The sequence below is a fragment of the Bacillus sp. 1021 genome (assembly GCF_014534735.1).
GTDB classification, from domain to species: domain Bacteria; phylum Bacillota; class Bacilli; order Bacillales; family Bacillaceae; genus Bacillus; species Bacillus siamensis.
In genome coordinates, this window is record NZ_JACVSR010000003.1 from 267324 (window position 1) to 284022 (window position 16699).

The 16699-nt window shown below is 47.9% G+C and carries 21 protein-coding genes and 1 other annotated feature; of the genes, 2 read left to right on the forward strand and 19 right to left on the reverse strand.

The annotated features are described in order from the left end of the window. Positions 1-5: 5 nt before the first annotated feature. The 10 genes from ICW23_RS13055 to nadB all read right to left on the reverse strand — a co-directional run bounded on the left by ICW23_RS13055 (position 6) and on the right by nadB (position 8429). Positions 6-206 (reverse strand): DUF2905 domain-containing protein, encoded by a 201-nt coding sequence (locus tag ICW23_RS13055; protein WP_003152687.1) that lies wholly within the window; start codon positions 204-206, stop codon positions 6-8. Next, entirely contained in the window at positions 199-1203 is a 1005-nt protein-coding gene (gene ruvB / locus ICW23_RS13060) for a Holliday junction branch migration DNA helicase RuvB (protein ID WP_045926484.1), read from the reverse strand. The genes ICW23_RS13055 and ruvB overlap by 8 nt, the downstream gene beginning before the upstream one ends. Positions 1204-1213: 10 nt before the next feature. Continuing rightward, positions 1214-1819, reverse strand: a complete 606-nt coding sequence (gene ruvA / locus ICW23_RS13065; RefSeq protein ID WP_003152683.1) for a Holliday junction branch migration protein RuvA — start codon at positions 1817-1819, stop codon at positions 1214-1216. Between the two features lie 135 nt (positions 1820-1954). Then, entirely contained in the window at positions 1955-2431 is a 477-nt protein-coding gene (locus tag ICW23_RS13070; protein ID WP_047475759.1) for an intercompartmental signaling factor BofC, read from the reverse strand. Positions 2432-2596: 165 nt separating this feature from the next. Beyond that, positions 2597-2716 (reverse strand): hypothetical protein, encoded by a 120-nt coding sequence (locus ICW23_RS18980; RefSeq protein WP_223152361.1) that lies wholly within the window; start codon positions 2714-2716, stop codon positions 2597-2599. A gap of 124 nt (positions 2717-2840) precedes the next feature. After that, a complete protein-coding gene (locus ICW23_RS13075) occupies positions 2841-3434 on the reverse strand; it encodes a YhcN/YlaJ family sporulation lipoprotein (protein WP_045926483.1) in 594 nt (197 codons plus the stop codon). A 146-nt stretch (positions 3435-3580) separates the two neighbouring features. After that, entirely contained in the window at positions 3581-4801 is a 1221-nt protein-coding gene (gene safA, locus ICW23_RS13080; RefSeq protein ID WP_188154601.1) for a SafA/ExsA family spore coat assembly protein, read from the reverse strand. A gap of 126 nt (positions 4802-4927) precedes the next feature. Then, positions 4928-6031 carry a quinolinate synthase NadA gene (gene nadA / locus ICW23_RS13085; protein WP_188154602.1) on the reverse strand — a complete coding sequence of 368 codons (1104 nt, stop codon included), beginning with the start codon at positions 6029-6031 and terminating at the stop codon, positions 4928-4930. Then, a complete protein-coding gene (gene nadC / locus ICW23_RS13090) occupies positions 6031-6882 on the reverse strand; it encodes a carboxylating nicotinate-nucleotide diphosphorylase (RefSeq protein WP_188154603.1) in 852 nt (283 codons plus the stop codon). The genes nadA and nadC overlap by 1 nt, the downstream gene beginning before the upstream one ends. Further along, complete coding sequence (gene nadB, locus ICW23_RS13095) at positions 6864-8429, reverse strand: L-aspartate oxidase (protein ID WP_047475545.1); 1566 nt, start codon at positions 8427-8429, stop codon at positions 6864-6866. The genes nadC and nadB overlap by 19 nt, the downstream gene beginning before the upstream one ends. A gap of 104 nt (positions 8430-8533) precedes the next feature. On the opposite strand from nadB, the gene ICW23_RS13100 reads away from it, so the two are divergent. Beyond that, positions 8534-9685 carry an IscS subfamily cysteine desulfurase gene (locus ICW23_RS13100; RefSeq protein ID WP_047475544.1) on the forward strand — a complete coding sequence of 384 codons (1152 nt, stop codon included), beginning with the start codon at positions 8534-8536 and terminating at the stop codon, positions 9683-9685. Continuing rightward, complete coding sequence (locus ICW23_RS13105) at positions 9682-10224, forward strand: transcription repressor NadR (RefSeq protein WP_047475543.1); 543 nt, start codon at positions 9682-9684, stop codon at positions 10222-10224. The genes ICW23_RS13100 and ICW23_RS13105 overlap by 4 nt, the downstream gene beginning before the upstream one ends. A gap of 26 nt (positions 10225-10250) precedes the next feature. On the opposite strand, the gene pheA is transcribed toward ICW23_RS13105, so the two are convergent. The 9 genes from pheA to ICW23_RS13150 form a co-directional block, all read right to left on the reverse strand. Further along, positions 10251-11108, reverse strand: coding sequence for a prephenate dehydratase (pheA, locus tag ICW23_RS13110; RefSeq protein ID WP_016938791.1), 858 nt, complete (start codon positions 11106-11108; stop codon positions 10251-10253). 15 nt (positions 11109-11123) lie between these two features. Further along, positions 11124-11567: a transcriptional regulator ThrR gene (thrR, locus tag ICW23_RS13115; protein WP_016938790.1), complete on the reverse strand. Its 444-nt coding sequence runs from the start codon at positions 11565-11567 to the stop codon at positions 11124-11126. A gap of 53 nt (positions 11568-11620) precedes the next feature. Further along, a complete protein-coding gene (gene obgE, locus ICW23_RS13120; RefSeq protein WP_007408172.1) occupies positions 11621-12907 on the reverse strand; it encodes a GTPase ObgE in 1287 nt (428 codons plus the stop codon). Positions 12908-12938: 31 nt separating this feature from the next. Then, positions 12939-13517 (reverse strand): sporulation initiation phosphotransferase B, encoded by a 579-nt coding sequence (locus ICW23_RS13125; protein ID WP_188154604.1) that lies wholly within the window; start codon positions 13515-13517, stop codon positions 12939-12941. A gap of 317 nt (positions 13518-13834) precedes the next feature. Next, a complete protein-coding gene (rpmA, locus tag ICW23_RS13130) occupies positions 13835-14119 on the reverse strand; it encodes a 50S ribosomal protein L27 (protein WP_003152662.1) in 285 nt (94 codons plus the stop codon). A gap of 12 nt (positions 14120-14131) precedes the next feature. After that, positions 14132-14473 (reverse strand): ribosomal-processing cysteine protease Prp, encoded by a 342-nt coding sequence (locus tag ICW23_RS13135; protein ID WP_012118103.1) that lies wholly within the window; start codon positions 14471-14473, stop codon positions 14132-14134. Between the two features lie 2 nt (positions 14474-14475). Then, positions 14476-14784: a 50S ribosomal protein L21 gene (gene rplU / locus ICW23_RS13140; RefSeq protein WP_016938787.1), complete on the reverse strand. Its 309-nt coding sequence runs from the start codon at positions 14782-14784 to the stop codon at positions 14476-14478. A 13-nt stretch (positions 14785-14797) separates the two neighbouring features. Beyond that, positions 14798-14871: a sequence feature (ribosomal protein L21 leader region), on the reverse strand. A gap of 60 nt (positions 14872-14931) precedes the next feature. Next, positions 14932-15798: a M50 family metallopeptidase gene (locus ICW23_RS13145; protein WP_016938786.1), complete on the reverse strand. Its 867-nt coding sequence runs from the start codon at positions 15796-15798 to the stop codon at positions 14932-14934. After that, positions 15791-16594 carry a M23 family metallopeptidase gene (locus ICW23_RS13150; protein WP_188154605.1) on the reverse strand — a complete coding sequence of 268 codons (804 nt, stop codon included), beginning with the start codon at positions 16592-16594 and terminating at the stop codon, positions 15791-15793. Before ICW23_RS13150 ends, ICW23_RS13145 begins: the two co-directional genes overlap by 8 nt. Positions 16595-16699: the final 105 nt, after the last annotated feature.

Genomic DNA, 16699 nt, shown 5'->3' on the forward strand with positions numbered 1-16699 from the left:
TATTGTTATTTCATTCTGCCGAAAAAATTGAGCAGGATGGATAGTATCACACTGATTACAATACAAGTAACAACGGGAAAGAAAAATGTGACATTTCCCTTTTTAACGAAAATATCTCCGGGCAGCCGTCCGACAAAGTGCCAGACTGCGCCGGCAATAAGCAAAACAGCACCGAGAACCATGAGAACCTTCGGAAAATCAGTCACAGGCAGGCGCCTCCAATCGAAAATGCTCATATACAGCCGGGGTCACGACCCGTCCCCTCGGCGTTCTCTGAAGAAATCCGATCTGCAGCAGATACGGTTCGTACACATCCTCTATTGTATGCGGTTCTTCGCCGATTGTCGCGGAAATCGTATCAAGGCCGACCGGACCGCCGCTGAATTTTTCAATCATGCCCATCAGCAGCTTATGGTCAATATGATCAAGGCCGAGCGCATCGACTTGAAGACGTTCGAGCGCGTCGTGAGCGATTTCTTCAGTGATGCGGCTGTCGCCAAGCACCTGGGCAAAATCTCTCACTCTTCTGAGAAGCCGGTTTGCAACCCGCGGCGTTCCCCTTGACCGTCTGGCGATTTCCAGAGCCGGCGCTTCTTCGATATCCACTTCAAATACTTCAGCCGTTCGTGACACGATATCTGTCAGCTCTTCCTGCGTATAGTATTCAAGGCGCGACAGCACCCCGAACCGGTCTCTGAGCGGTGCGGTCAATAATCCCACCCTGGTCGTCGCTCCTACCAGCGTAAAAGGCGGAAGGTCAAGACGGACGGAGCGGGCGGACGGGCCTTTACCAATGACGATATCAAGGCAGAAATCCTCCATCGCCGGGTACAGCACTTCTTCAATTGAACGGTTCAGCCTGTGAATTTCGTCTATAAACAGCACATCACCGGGTTCGAGCGCCGTCAGAATGGCTGCCAAGTCTCCCGGCCTTTCAATGGCCGGCCCTGACGTTGTCCGCATCTCCACACCCATCTCATTGGCCACGATCGACGCAAGCGTTGTTTTTCCGAGACCCGGAGGCCCGTATAAAAGAACGTGGTCAAGCGTTTCCTGCCTCATTTTCGCCGCATCGATAAACACGCGCAGATTTTCTTTCACCTTCTTTTGGCCGATGTACTGGGCGAGATTCTGCGGCCTGAGGCTTTGCTCGATTATTGATTCATGGCTGTCTGCTTCACTTGAAACGAGCCGTTCATCCATGAACATCACCTTACTTTAATAATTTTTGCAATGCTTTTTTCACATATTGATCTGTTGAAAGCGCCGTTTCCTCTTTTAAGTGAGGAAGCACTTTTTTAATTTCTTTTTCGGCGTAGCCGAGAACCCTGAGCGCTTCAAGCGCCTCGTCAAGCGCCGTTTCAGCCTCTTGTTTTTCAATGCGCGCTTCATGATTGAACAGGTTGTCAATCATTTCAGGCACGACATCGGCCAGTTTGCCTTTTAAATCAAGAATAATCTGCCGCGCCGTCTTTTTGCCCACACCCGGAAATTTCACCAAAAAGGCTTCATCTTCCTGTTCAATCGCTTCGATGACGGCTCCCGGATCACCGGAACCGAGAATGGCGAGCGCCCCTTTCGGCCCGATGCCGGTGACGTTCAGCAGCTTTGTGAAAAGCGCTTTTTCTTCCCTGGTTGAAAAGCCGTACAGAGAAAAGGCGTCTTCTTTTATATGATGATACGTAAAAATGGTCTCTTGATTGCTTACCTTATAAATAAACGGATTCGGCGTGAAGACCTGATAGCCGATTCCGCCGTTTTCAATCACGATGTATTGGGGAGATACGTAATCAATCGTCCCCTTCACGAATTCAATCACACCTATTCACCTCTTTGACTGCTTATCATTGTAACACAAAAACAGCCAAAGTCTTATAGAAAAGTTAACGTATGTTCGCTTTGCCACCTTCCGTTCAGAAAAAAAAAGACATGTGTCACATGTCTTGCGTCAAAGTCAGCCGCTGTAAGTCTTAATATGATCGATCACACTCTCAAACTCCGCTTTTGTCCTGTACGGTATACCGTGTTCCAAATGCTTTTGCAATCGGCTTTCCAACCGCTCTAAATCAATTTGAAAGAAAGACTGGATCGGCTCCGACAGCGATCCGGGACGGCCGTGAAAAGTGGAAATCACCCCTCCGTCCGTGACACCGATATAACCGTTTACCTTACTGAGCGGAGAAATATCATCAACATGCTTACGGAAAAGGACGAAACCTTTTTTCTGCTCAACGAGCGTCCAGCCGGCGTATGCGGCCCAAAAGTCTTCCATCGCCAAAACGGTTTCATCCGTATGTTCGATGCCGACATCACCGTCAAGATAAACCTTTTCCAGCTGGACGTGCACCCGAAGCGGCCCGTAATGCTCGACCTCTGCCCCGTATGCACCATTTCCTCCGCAAATCAGGACTGCAGCTGATAAGATAAGCATAAATAAAAGACGCCCACCGCAAATTCGTTTCACCAATAACACCTCTTTATTCAATCAAACTCTTGATGCTAGTTTGACCAAAGATGCCGGTGCTTAACCGTTTTCTTTCTTTTGACGGTTTCGCCGAAAAAAAAGCAGCCCTCCTATAAAGGCTGCCCCGATGTATTATGCCCGGCCGGCTGATATCAGTTTCATCTGTCCGGGCGTCAGTTTGAGTCGGTATCCTCTTACAGTCAAATACACAGTTTTTGTCCCGCAGCTTTTGTCGCGCTCCGTTTTTTTCATCCCGGCTCCTCCGTTACATTTTATTTTGCTTTTATGTTAACAGCGCAATATAAAGAGCGTTTTAAGAATATGTAAAGAAATGATGAAAAAAATACTGCCGGATGAAATCATCCGGCAGTCCCGTCTAACGGCTGTTTTTGTTCATGTCTTGAAGCTTTGTAAAAGTGGCGTTATCAGTAAATACTTGAATTGCGCGGCCGTCCGCGAATTTTTTGGCTGCATGTTTGACATGTTTATCATCATTTTTCGTAAAAGGATGATTTGTTCTGACGGCAATGACGACTCTCGTGTCAGTCACGACGACCTGACTATCCTGTACGCCTTTTACTTTCTTCACGCGGTTTGCAATTTTTGCCGCCATTCTGATGTTTTGGGCATTGTCATACCCATTATAAGACATAGCGGCCGGCGGCGTATTGGCGTTGCGGCCGTTATATGTGCCGTCCGTTGTTAACGGAACCCCGTTATTCGGCGCGTTTCGGTAAGACACGTTTGTCGTATCCCGGCGGCCGTTTCGGTTTTCCATCATTTCGGAAACAGGTCCTTGATGGTCCATTCCGTACTGGCGTCTGCCGTTATCATTGTCATTTGAATAATACCCGACCGGACGTGTTGTCTGATTGTAGCGTCCGTCATTCATGGCATTATTTGCTCCGCATGCCGTTAAACTTGCAGTCACGGCTAAAACGCCTGCGATTGTCATCAGTTTTTTGCCCAATGGAAAAACCCCCCGTGGATTCATCGCTGTGTGAGCGTTTTCCGCTCATGTTTAGGATGTGCGGCCGGCGGCGGGTTTAAGCTTGTCAGTTATGTCCATTCTTCTTCGGACATAAAAAAAGGAACGACATACATCGTCCCGACAGATTAGTCTTCATCTTCCTCCGGCCGTCCGAATACTTGATTTGGACTCGGCTGATTCGGCGCGGCATTGGGATTTGCTCCGCCGTAAGGCATAAAATATCCGGCATTTGCGCCCATATTCGGATATGGCTGCACAGGCATATTGGCGTGATGGTGATGTGAACCATGATGATGTGAACCGTGGTGGTGATGATGGTGATGATGCGAATCATTGCAGCCGCAATCATCGTCCTTAAATTTTCCATCGTGATGCGGCTCGTTTGCGTAATGTGATGAATAGCCGCCGTAATACGGCATATGTCCGTATGGAGCACCGCCGAAACCAGATGTAAAACCATCAAAATGCTCTGCATTTTCATGGGCCTGGTTTTCATATTCACCGTAACCCGCTTGCGGCCCAAATCCCGGATGATGGAATCCGTGATGATGGAATCCGTACGGTAACGGCATCGGCATTACCGGAAAGCCTCCATAACCTCCTCCAAAACCGCCGAAACCTCCGCCTACCGGGAAGCACGGATGGCATAATCCCGAACCCGGCAGCATCGGTGTCACCGGAACCGGACAAGGACAAGGCATGCACGGAATCGGATAATGCATAAAAGGCGGTTCAACGGCCGGCATATTCGGAAACGGGACATTCGGGATGTTTGGCATGTTCGGCAGATGATAAGCTGCGTTTTCTTCTTCCATCTTTCCGGCTTCAGGCGCCTTTGGCATATTCGGGTAATTCGCGTTTTCCATGTTGATCATTTCCTCCTGTTGTGGAATGTTATTGTCATGCTCTTTTTCTTTCGGCTCGACAAAATGTGTCACCGGTTCCTCCGGCTTAGGAGGCGACCACGGCTGAAACAGCTGATTGGTCGGATAATACTGATTCATATCAGCTTCCGGCAGCACATTTTCATGCTTTTCAGGGATCGGCGGCACATACGGAATTGACGGCTTTGGTTCTTCCGGTATGGTGTCTTCAATGTCCACAACTGATTTCGGTTTTTCTTTGGCATATGGATGCTCATGCTTATGCGCAGACGTTCCGAAGTTTGCCTTTGGTTCTTTTCTGACCGGAACGGCTTCTGAAGGCACCTTTATCTTCATTCCAGGCATAATTAAGTCTGGATTGCTCAGCTGATTATTCAATTTCTTTAATTCTTCAAAATCAACTCCGTATTTTTCAGCTATTTTCCAGAGCGAATCGCCTTTTTGAACGATATGAATTTTCAACGTTTTCCCCTCCTATGCACAAAACGTGAACGGTACATTTGTCATTACAATACGTTTCTTCACACTATATGCAGGCGAGCTGGGCATGATGATAAAAAATTTGGAAAGGAGGGGAGTTTTTTATTTTTACGTATGGCTCAGCATTCTGTTCAACGCACGAAGCGCTTCTGTCCGAACCGCTTCCGGAACCTTAATGACACCCTTCAGCTCGCCTTTTTCAAGCTGCTCAAGCGACCACAATAAATGCGGAAGGTCGATTCTGTTCATTGTCAGACACGGACACATATCCGGATTCAGTGATTCAATCTGTTTATCCGGGTGCGATTGAATGAGGCGCTGCACAAGATTCATTTCCGTGCCGACAGCCCACTTGCTTCCCGGCTCAGCCTGTTCAATCGTATCAATAATGTATTTGGTAGATCCGCTGTCATCACTTAGCGAGACCACTTCCCGCGAACATTCCGGGTGAACGATAATGCGGATGTCAGAATCCCGCTGTCGCAGCTGAGAAATATTTTCCGCTGTGAATTTTTCGTGTACGGAGCAATGTCCTTTCCAAAGGATGACCTTAATGTTTTCCGGGTGGTCTGTAAGCAATCGGTTCTGAGCCGGATCCCATACAGCCATTTCTGTCAGCGGAATGCCGAGGTCATATGCTGTATTTCTGCCTAAATGCTGATCCGGCAAAAATAAAATTCTTTCCTTTTGTTTAAAAGCCCATTCCAGCACGCTCCGGGCATTCGAAGAAGTGACGGTCGCTCCGCCGTGCCGCCCGACGAATGCTTTAATTTCCGCCGTCGAGTTAACATATGTTAACGGAATGATGGTGTTACCGTACAGCTCTTGAAGCTCTTGCCATGCTTTATCTGTCTGCTGTATATCAGCCATATCAGCCATCGAACAGCCGGCACGCATATCGGGCAAAATGACGGTTTGGTTATCATCAGTCAACATATCAGCCGTTTCCGCCATAAAATGCACGCCGCAAAACACAATATATTCCGCCTCTTTATTTTTTTCGGCTGCTTGGGCAAGCTGCAGGGAGTCACCGGCAGTATCGGCGAATTGTATCACTTCATCTTTTTGATAGTGATGTCCCGGGATGAACAGACGTTTTCCGAAGGACCGTTTAATCGCGGCGACCCGCTCCTCCATTTCTTCGGTACTCAAGTTTTTATAATGGCTCGGCATCATGTCAGCTGATGCAGTTAACACGTCAAAGATAGACATTATGAAAAATCCTCCTGTTCCGCCGCCGCAACATCCATGCTGATATCGGCGCTTTTTACTGAATGAGTCAGAAATCCGAGTGAAATATATTGTACGCCTGTTCCTCTATAAGCAGGCAATGTGTCGAGCGTTATGCCTCCGGATGCTTCCGTTTTGATATGGGCCGGTGTCATGGCTGCAAAACGCCGGACGGTCTCAGGCGGACAGTTGTCAAACATAATAACGTCTGCGTCCGCTTCTATTGCCTCCAGCAGCTGCTCTTCGGATTCGATTTCGACTTCTGCCGCAAGCATTTGCCCCGCCGCTTTTCTCGCCCGCTCCATTGCCGCCTTTATCGATCCGCAGGCGGCAATGTGATTATCTTTAATCATGATGCCGTCGTATAGGCCGAAGCGGTGATTACAGCCGCCGCCGATCCGGACGGCGTATTTTTCCAGCATTCTGAGCCCCGGTGTCGTTTTTCTCGTATCGCAAAGCTTAATGGACGGATCATCAAGACGCCTTTTGGCCTCATCCGTCATTGTCGCAATGCCTGACATTCTTTGTATAAGGTTCAGGATGACACGCTCCCCCGTAAGAAGAGCCGCCGCCGGGCCTTCCATTTCAGCAAGCACGTCCCCTTTTTTCATCCGTTCTCCGTCTTTTTTCAGAGAGCGGACGCGGATATCGTTGTTTAAAAGCTTCCACCCTTCACGGATAACGGCTTCTCCTGCAAACACACCGTCTGTTTTTGCGATAATCTCCGCCTTACATTGCTGATCCGAAAAAATTGCTTGTGACGTTACGTCACCCGTTCCGATATCTTCCTGAAAAAAATGTGTCAGCATTTGCTTCAGCTGCAGAATGTCCATATTTCCCCAATCCCTTCGTTTTTTCTGATAACTGTTCCTGATGTTGAATGAATGATTTGTTTTCCATGCCACTCTTTCTCTGTCCCGGGAAAATCAGCGCGAAAATGGGCGCCTCTGCTTTCCTCCCGGATAAGAGCAGAAGATACGGCGAGTTGTGCGGTCTGCCATAAGCAGGACAGCTCCGCTTGTTCCGTTGTGATATTCTTCACATTCATATGATGAACAGGTACTTTGTTAAGCCAGGATGCCAGCGCCTGCATGTTTTCTTTATCTCTGACGATGCCCGCTCCGGCTGTCATTTTGGCTTGGAGCATGTGAAGCGTTGTGTCCGGCACTTGTAAGATGACGTCAGATTTTTTCGAAGCTTTTTTATATCTTCCGTTTAACGGCGTTTGAATGATATGTTCCGCACACCTTTGTCCGCTTGCCAAAGCTTCCAGCAGCGAGTTGCTCGCAAGCCGGTTTGCCCCGTGCAGGCCTGTGCAGGCGGTCTCGCCTATGGCGTAGAGATCAGACACAGACGTTTTCCCCCATGTATCGGTTTTTACTCCGCCCATTAAAAAATGCATCCCCGGGGCTACGGGAATTCCGCTTTCAATATCAACGCCGGCTGTTTTACAAATTTCTGTTATGGTCGGAAAACGTTTGTTAAAATCGGCGATTCGGCTGCAATTCATGTAAACTGGATTTTCTTTCATTATTTCTTCGAAAATCGCCCGTGAAACGACATCCCTCGGCGCCAAATCTTCAAGCGCGTGTCTGCCCGTCATGATTCTGCGGCCTGAACGATCCGTTAAATATCCGCCTTCCCCTCTCACAGCTTCAGAAATCAGCCCGTACACAGTCCCGTTTTTCACAAGGAGGGTCGGATGAAACTGGGTGAACTCCATATCCGTGATCTCTGCTCCCGCACGTAAGGCAAGAGCGATGCCGTCTCCCGTTATGGCGGAATCATTTGTATGATACTGATACAGACTGCCGCAGCCGCCTGATGCAAGCACTACGCAATCCGCTCTTCTGTAAGAAACGGAGCCTGAAGCATCCTTTACGGCAACGCCCGCGCACCGTCCGTGTTCAATCAGAAGCTCAACAGCCGTTACGTGTTCAATGATCCGTATGCCGTCCCTCAGCTGCCGAAGCAGATACTCAACCAAAATCCGCCCGGTCGCATCTCCCCCGGCATGCAGAATTCGTCTTTTGGAATGAGCGCCTTCCCTGCCGAGACAAAATGTTCCGTCTGATTTCGTATCAAATGGAAATTGACTTTCTATCAGCCTGTTTATCATGCTTTGTCCGCTTTGCAGCAAATCCCGCACGGCTGTCACGTCATTATGGCCGCAGCCCGCATACAGTGTATCGTTCACATGGGAGTCAATAGAGTCATCTTCTGCATATGAAACAGCAATCCCGCCTTGAGCATAATGCGAATTGCTGTTTGTTACGTTTCTTTTCGTTATGACGGTCACTTGGTATGACGGAGGAAATGCAGAAGCACAGGCAAGGGCCGCCGTCCCCGAACCAATGATGATAATTGTTTTTCCAGACATAATCACCCTCCTGTTATATTTACACCTGTCTTGACACCTATATTTACACAAGGATAAAATAAACTCAAGCTTTTTTTAACATAAACGGATAGGAGACGGCTTGTATGATTTATCTTGATTATGCGGCGGGAGCGCCTTTAAGCCAAAAAGCCGCGGAAGTCTTTCAGCATCTCAGTACAGAAGTTTTCGGAAATGCAAGCAGCCTTCATGATGCCGGAGGGAGAGCGGCGGATGTGCTGGAATATTGCAGACAGTCTGCAGGAAAATTGATCGGCGGAGCGTCAGACGGCATTTATTTTACAAGCGGCGGCACGGAAGCGAACATTCTGGCCGTCCAATCATTGCTGCATGGTCTTCCCTCTCACAAAAAACATTTTATTACGACCGCAATGGAACACCATTCGATCCATAATGCCGCGGCGTTTTTAACTGATCAGGGAATTGAAGTCACTGTCATTTACCCCGACAGAAACGGCCTTATAACCGAGGACATATTGGCGGCTCATATCCGTCCTGATACAGGGCTTGTTTCTATACAGCACGCCAATTCAGAAATCGGTCTCATCCAGCCATTGGATCGCCTGGCCGCTTTTCTTCACCATCGAAACATTTTGCTTCATTGCGATTGTGTTCAAAGTTTCGGCAAACTGCCGATTGATGCAGATCAGACGGGAATCGATGCCCTTTCCGTCTCCGGTCATAAAGTATACGGCCCGAAAGGCACCGGGGCTGTTTACATTCGGCCCGGCGTCAGCTGGAATCCGGTTTATCCGCATACCGTGCATGAAAACGGGTTCAGGCCCGGTACCGTGAATGTACCGGCCATCGGCGCTTTTACCGCTGCTGCGGAGTATGCAGTGAAACACATGGCGGAACACCATGAGCATGCAGAGAAGCTGAGGAAATATTTTTATGAACAAATTCGGCTTCAGGGCCTCCCTATTACATTTTCAGAGGAAGAAACCGGCGGTGAATGCCTGCCCCACATTGTCGGGTGTTTTTTTCACTCCTTTGAAGGACAATATGTTATGTTAGAATGTAATCGTAATGATATTTGCATCTCAACCGGGAGCGCATGTTCCGCCGGCAGTCACGGCCCTTCTTCAGCTATGAAGGCGCTGAGAAAAACCGAACGGGAAGCGCGGCAGTTTTTCCGGATCTCATTCGGAAATGAAACAACATGTGAACAGCTCGATATGCTGATACATACATTTACGGCGCTATGGGAGCAAAAGAAAGGAGAATCAGCAATTTGACAGAAGGAACGAAGCTTACGGGGGCGAAAAGACGCGACATGCTGCTTCAATGGCTGAAAGAAGCCGGCTCACCATTAACAGGGGGCGAATTGGCCAAAAAAGCAAATGTCTCAAGACAGGTGATCGTGCAGGATATATCACTCTTGAAAGCAAAAAGCGAACCGATTATCGCAACGAGCCAAGGCTATTTATATATCAGCATGAATGCCGGCGGCGAAAAAAACGCCGAACGGATTGTCGCCTGCCTGCACGGCCCGGAGCGGACGGAAGAAGAGCTTGAACTCATCGTCGATGAAGGGGTCACCATAAAGGACGTCATCATTGAACACCCCGTATACGGCGATTTAACCGCTGCCATAAGAGTCAGCACACGGAAAGAAGTCAAACAATTCATGGATCACATTAACTCGACAAATGCCGCTTACCTTTCACAACTGACAGGAGGCGTGCATCTTCATACATTAAGCGCGCCGACGAAAGAGCGGATTGATCAAGCCTGCCAAGCCTTAGACGAGGCGGGTATATTAATAAAAGATTAAAAAAAAAGCCCCCAGAAGGGCTTTTTTTATATCGAATAGGATTGATATGTTCCCAGAAGCTTGACCCGGCAGCCGAGGGCTTCCATCTCTTGAACGGCTCCGGGAATGAGCACCTGATCCATCGCCTGTTCAATATCAATGATAAAGAAATAGTTGCCGAGACCCGTTTTTGTCGGGCGCGATTCGATCTTTGATAAATTCAGGTTTCTCCATGAAAAAGCGGACAGCACCCTGTGCAGTGCGCCTGATTGGTCATCTTGGGGAAGCGTCACCATCATCGTCGTTTTCGATCTTGATGACAGTTTTGCATTCACTTCAAATGAGACGTCTTTTTCAGGCGAAAGAATGACGAATCTCGTGTGGTTATCCTGATAATCCTGAATATCCCGTTTCACGATGCTCAATCCGTATGTAGCAGCCGCCATTTCATTCGCAATCACGCCGATCGGAAGTTCCGGATGCTCACTCACATACTTAGCAGCCGCACCTGTTGACTTCGCATACTCATAAGGAACAGACGAAAAATGCCGATGAAGAAATTTGTGGCATTGCGCAATCGCATGTGAATGAGAAAAAATTTTCTCAAGCTTTTTCCACTCATTTTCTCTCGAAGGGTGAACGAGCAGGTGCTGGTAAATCGGCAGCGTCATTTCCCCCACAATCGCAAGAGGCTGCTCATGAATCAAATAGTCAATCGTTAAGTTAACCGATCCCTCCAGCGCGTTTTCCAAAGGAACAAACGCAAGATCCACTTCTCCCGCAACCGCCGCATCCATGCACGCCGGTATTGTATGATAAGGTGCTTGTGTCACGCTGTTTTGAAAGCAGGAACTGACTGCTAGATGTGTAAATGTGGCTTCTGGCCCTAAATAACCGACTCTCATGTTTCTCTTCTCTCCTTACGCGCCTGACCCTAAGATCTCAACTTTTTCTATAAAATCAAATTTTCTCAGTTTATTCATTAACGTATGAATGTTTTCTTCCATTGCGGATGTGCTGATTGAGAGCGTGACATTCGCCCTGCCCTGAAGCGGAATCGACTGGTGAATGGAAAGCACGTTGCTTCCTGAGTCAGCCACCGCCTGCAAAAGCTGGGACAACGCGCCTGACCGATCCTCTAAATGAAAGAAAAGTGTGATTATTTGTTCTTTAACCATCGTGTAAAAAGGGAAAACCGCATCTCGGTATTTGTAAAAAGCGCTTCTGCTTAAATCAACTTTCTGCACGGCATCTGCAACCGATTCAGCCTTTTTTCTGTCCAGCAGTTTTTTGACTTCAAGGGTTTTCCGCATCGCATCAGGCAGAACGTCTTCACGCACTAAATAAAATGTCTCTTCTTTCACCTGCACCCCTCCCTCTTACATCAGAGAGCCTGCATCGCAAGCTCTCCGTCTTTTTAATCAATAAATTCAAATTCAAATTCCAGAAGCCGGATGATATCGCCATCTTTAGCCCCGCGTTCTCTGAGCGCTTCATCAACGCCCATTCCGCGCATCTGTCTTGCAAAACGCTTGACGGATTCGTCACGGGAGAAGTCAGTCATTTTAAAGAGGCGTTCCAGACTGTCACCTGAAAGCACAAACGCACCGTCCGGATCACGGGTAATGTTAAATGGAATTTCTTCATCTTCCATCGTGTACATCACGCGGTTTTCCGCCAATTCTTCTTCATCATACAGCGGGAATTCAGGCGTTGTTTCCAGCTGGTTGGCGACTTCAAACAGAAGATCGCGGAGCCCTTCTCTCGTCACCGCGCTGATCGGGAAGACAGGATGGTCATCCTGAAGCTTTTCCTTAAACGCTTTAAGATTTTCAGCCGCTTCTGGCATGTCCATTTTATTCGCAACGATAATTTGCGGACGCTCCGTCAGCCGCAGATTGTATTCACTGAGCTCCTGATTAATGGTCACATAATCCTCATACGGATCACGGCCTTCCATCGCTGACATGTCAATGACATGAACGATGACGCGCGTCCGTTCGATATGGCGGAGAAATTGGTGGCCTAAGCCGACTCCTTCGTGCGCTCCTTCAATCAGGCCGGGCAGATCCGCCATGACGAAGCTTCTTCCGTCATCCGTTTCCACCATGCCCAGATTCGGAACAAGCGTTGTAAAATGATAATCGGCGATTTTCGGCTTTGCCGATGAAACGACAGACAGAAGCGTAGATTTTCCGACGCTCGGGAAGCCGACGAGACCTACATCTGCAAGCACCTTCAGTTCAAGCACGATATAGCGCTCTTTTCCGGGCTCTCCGTGCTCTGACAGCTGCGGTGCCGGGTTAGCCGGTGTCGCAAAACGAGTATTCCCGCGTCCGCCGCGTCCGCCTTTTGCGATGACGGCGCGCTGTCCGTGTTCAGTCAGATCGGCAATGACCTGTTTTGTATCGTCATCCGTAACGACTGTGCCGGGCGGAACTTTAACAACCATATCGTCCGCGTTTCTGCCGTGCTGGTTTTTAGACATGCCGTGCTCGCCGCGTATCGCTTTGAAATGGCGCTGGTACCGGAAGTCCATAAGCGTGCGCAATCCTTCATCAACCTCAAAGACGACGTCGCCTCCATTCCCTCCGTCACCGCCGGCAGGACCGCCTTTCGGCACATATTTTTCACGGCGGAACGCAACCATTCCGTTACCGCCGTCGCCGCCTTTTACATATACTTTCACCTGATCTACAAACATAATATCCTCCGTTCTAAACCGTAAAAAACCGCTAGTTCATTCCAATTTCGGCCACACATTCATGGCCGGTCAGCTCAAATTGCATGACATCAAAGTCCTCATACCGCGATTTGCGAAATTCATCAAACACATCTGCATTCGCAATCGTTCCATGAAAATCGAGATATACAATAAGCTGTCTGTCAGGGTGATCCGTCTGCAGCGATACGGTCAGATGATTTTCACTTTCATTGCTTACCGCCAGACCGAACAGATGAAACAGTTTTCTCATCAGGTTCGACAGCTTTTGATCATATGCCGATAAATCTTTAATTTCTCCGAGCACTTCGTATTCGAGCCTCATATAACGGGACTTCCAATTAAATGTAAGAAAGTCAAACGCCAAGTGCGGGATTTTCAGGTTTGAGAGCTTTGACTCGTGCTTTGCATCTATGACCATTTCGTCGATTATTTCAACGACCCTGTCATACTTCTGCAAACTTAAGTTTCCTTTTATCAGCTGCAGCTTATTCATCCAATCATGACGGAAATGGCCCATTAATTGGATCAGCTCATTAATCAGAGCCGCATCGCTTACAGGTTCTTCTTGTTTCTTCGATACATCCTTCATTTTCGCACTCCCAATCGTTTAATTTCTTTTTAGGAGTCTTGATAAGTGTGTACTATGAATTATAACAGAGAAGGCTTTGTTAAAAAAACACTTGTTTTTCCTGGTTCATCATGTTCCTTTTTCGGATCGCATGCACTGCGGATGCCAGGCAGAAACATTTTTGGTATCACTGCTTGGGGAACATATCCAGTGGGTATGAGGAGCTGATGTCCTCATTCAAGGCGGGGTTCACTCACGCATCCTCTGCTTTTCATTCTTGATGTTACTCCGCTTACTGCAAAAAAAACTCCAGTCAACGACCGGAGTTTTTTGTGTCATTATTGAGCTACAGGATATACGCTCACTTTTTTGCGGTCACGGCCGAAACGTTCGAATTTAACAGTTCCGTCGATTTTAGCAAAAAGAGTGTCATCTCCTCCGCGGCCCACGTTTTCACCTGGGTAGATTTTCGTTCCGCGTTGACGGTAAAGGATAGATCCGCCTGTTACGAATTGACCGTCTGCACGTTTAGCGCCTAAACGTTTAGATTCAGAGTCACGTCCGTTCTTTGTAGAACCTACACCTTTTTTAGAAGCGAAAAACTGAAGATCTAATCTAAGCATGTAACTCACCTCCTATATTTGGTTTGCAGTCAACCGTAAGTGTTCACTGTAATCCCGCTCGATCGTTTCAAGAGAAACAATCATGCCTTCAATCAGCAGCTGCGCTTTTTGCAAAGCTTCCTGATCAGCGGCTTCAGGGAATTCAAAGTAGAAATAACCCCCGTCCTCGCCTATATCAAGAATCGGTTCGAGAGGAGCCAGCGCGATAACCGCATTGACCGCCCCGAAAACGACAGCCGTAACCCCGGCGCAAACGAGATCTCGTCCATGTTCAGCAAAATCGGCATGTCCCGTCATTTCAAAGGACAAAATGCCCCCGTCATTTCGGGATCTTCGAATTGTTGCCTCAATCATGCTTACGCGTTGATTTTTTCGATTGTCAATTTAGTATAAGGCTGACGATGACCTTGTTTTTTATGAACATTTTTCTTTGCCTTGTAACGGAAAACAGTGATTTTTTTCGCACGGCCTTGTTTTTCAACTTTAGCTGTAACTGTCGCGCCTGCAACTGTTGGGTTGCCGACTTTCACGCTGTCTCCGCCAACAAACAATACGTCTTCAAACGTCACTGTTTCACCTGCTTCAGCAGCAAGTTTTTCGATGTAAACAGTTTGACCTTCTTCAACTTTGATTTGTTTTCCGCCTGTTTTAATGATTGCGTACATTCTCTGCACCTCCTATTAGACTAAGACTCGCCAGCAACAGGGGGCTTTAAAGCTCTTATCACCTGTCCCGAGCGGTTGTAGCATTGGTGCTACATATCCATAACATTAAAAAATATATCAGACCTAAAGAGATATGTCAATCTATTTCTAGTAAGGCAGCAGCAGGTCTTCCATGGAGGAATCTGTCCGTTTATCGGCAAAATATGCATGAAGCACTTCATTTTCATCAAGCTGGCTGAGCTTCTCGCCGGCTTTTTCAATGATAATGGGATGCTTGCAGCCCCGTTTAAATTCGGCCATGACATGCTTTACTTTGGCATCGGCTGCGACAGTCAAAGGATGCAGCATGGCGACATCGCGGTTTTTACCGTAATATCTCTCTAAAAGAAACCTCAGCTGAATATAATGCCGCTTGCGGTATTCATCCCATAAAGAAGCGGCGAGAAAGACGAACAGCACCCATGCGCTGACCTGGAGGGGGACGGCCAGAACAATCCAGCAGCAGAGCAAAAGCGCAAAAACGGCTGATGTCTGCAGGCTGAGGAGATGCGCTTTTTGAAAAGCCATTTGTTTAGAGAAGTATAAAAACACAAACTTTCCGCCGTCAAGCGGCCAGATCGGCAAAAGGTTGATGAAAAGAATGGAGAGATTATAAAAGGTAAACATCTCAAATGTCTGCTGACTTGTAAAGCCGGACATAAAAAGGAGCCAGGCTGCCGCCTGAAGCCACACATGCTGGAGCGGGCCCGCCAGAATGACCGCGAATTCCTCTTTAAGCGGCCGGTTTCCGTGCTCCTCCACCTCAACCGTCCCGCCGAAAGGGAGCAGAAAGACGCGTTTAATGCGCCACGAAAAAAACACAGCCAGAGCAGCATGCCCCAGCTCATGAACGGATACGACCAGCAAAAGACACAGCAGCGCTTTAATGTGCCCCGTCAGAAGACCAAGCCCCATGATAATCCAAAGAAAAGGATGGACATGAATTTTGAAGAGAAGGCTGAGCCATTTATTCATCAAATGTGATCACCTGAATCGGATCTATGAATTTATCGCCATCCTGAATCGCGAAATAATACTGTCCTTTACTTTTATCGTTAAGCTTGATCGAACCGATCTTTTTTCCTTTATCGACAAAGTCATACAATGATACGTCAACATCTTTGAGCCGACCGTAAATGCTGCTTGTATTGTCGGCATGCTGCACCTTCACAGTCAGCCCTGTTTTTTCATCTTTGCTCACTTCCGTAATGTAGCCTTCTTTTACGCTGTCAATGGCTTCACTGGCCGTTTCAACAACGACGCCTTCTCCGTTATTCTGAAAGTTCTGCTGGATTTTCCCCGCGGCGGGAACGGCCATATCCTGGCTGACCGCTACCTGACCGTCCTTCTTTTTCGTTCCCGGGGTGAGAAAAGCGAGCGGGTTTCCGAATGAGGATACAAACCAATGATTCACGGCAGCAAACTGAAATTCTTTTTGAAAGGTTTGTGCAATCGCCGGTTTAATCTGACTCAGCGGCAGTTTGTCAGTTTTATAGGCGATAGCGGAAATCAGTACGAGACAGGCGGCCAGCAGGCATTTCAAAATTATAGAATGAGCGCTGATCAGCGGATGCCGTCCGTTAAATTCGGGCGGATGTTCCGTTTGATATTCATAGTCCGGAAGGAGCCTGTGCTTTTCCTGCTCCTTGACCGTCTGCCATGCGGGAGGCTTCTGCGGTCGGGCATTTTGAACGAAAGTCCGTTTTGGTTCAGGGCGCGGTTTTCTCCTTTTGGCCAGTCTTTTTCTAATTTCATCAGCTCTGTGACTCATCGCCATCATCCTTTGCAATCGTTGGGTTTGTACATCCTATGCCTTGTCCATTGCAAATATGCGCCCTGTTGAACAACAAAAAAGACCTGATAAGCTGGGCTTTAT

Coding starts and splice junctions, on each gene's coding strand:
- ruvB (WP_045926484.1), bottom strand. CDS start 1,203: ATGGATGAACGGCTCGTTTCAAGTGAAGCAGACAGCCATGAATCAATA.
- ICW23_RS13070 (WP_047475759.1), bottom strand. CDS start 2,431: ATGCTTATCTTATCAGCTGCAGTCCTGATTTGCGGAGGAAATGGTGCA.
- ICW23_RS18980 (WP_223152361.1), bottom strand. CDS start 2,716: ATGAAAAAAACGGAGCGCGACAAAAGCTGCGGGACAAAAACTGTGTAT.
- nadA (WP_188154602.1), bottom strand. CDS start 6,031: ATGTCTATCTTTGACGTGTTAACTGCATCAGCTGACATGATGCCGAGC.
- nadC (WP_188154603.1), bottom strand. CDS start 6,882: ATGGACATTCTGCAGCTGAAGCAAATGCTGACACATTTTTTTCAGGAA.
- nadB (WP_047475545.1), bottom strand. CDS start 8,429: ATGTCTGGAAAAACAATTATCATCATTGGTTCGGGGACGGCGGCCCTT.
- ICW23_RS13100 (WP_047475544.1), top strand. CDS start 8,534: ATGATTTATCTTGATTATGCGGCGGGAGCGCCTTTAAGCCAAAAAGCC.
- pheA (WP_016938791.1), bottom strand. CDS start 11,108: ATGAGAGTCGGTTATTTAGGGCCAGAAGCCACATTTACACATCTAGCA.
- obgE (WP_007408172.1), bottom strand. CDS start 12,907: ATGTTTGTAGATCAGGTGAAAGTATATGTAAAAGGCGGCGACGGCGGT.
- ICW23_RS13125 (WP_188154604.1), bottom strand. CDS start 13,517: ATGAAGGATGTATCGAAGAAACAAGAAGAACCTGTAAGCGATGCGGCT.
- rpmA (WP_003152662.1), bottom strand. CDS start 14,119: ATGCTTAGATTAGATCTTCAGTTTTTCGCTTCTAAAAAAGGTGTAGGT.
- ICW23_RS13135 (WP_012118103.1), bottom strand. CDS start 14,473: ATGATTGAGGCAACAATTCGAAGATCCCGAAATGACGGGGGCATTTTG.
- rplU (WP_016938787.1), bottom strand. CDS start 14,784: ATGTACGCAATCATTAAAACAGGCGGAAAACAAATCAAAGTTGAAGAA.
- ICW23_RS13145 (WP_016938786.1), bottom strand. CDS start 15,798: ATGAATAAATGGCTCAGCCTTCTCTTCAAAATTCATGTCCATCCTTTT.
- ICW23_RS13150 (WP_188154605.1), bottom strand. CDS start 16,594: ATGAGTCACAGAGCTGATGAAATTAGAAAAAGACTGGCCAAAAGGAGA.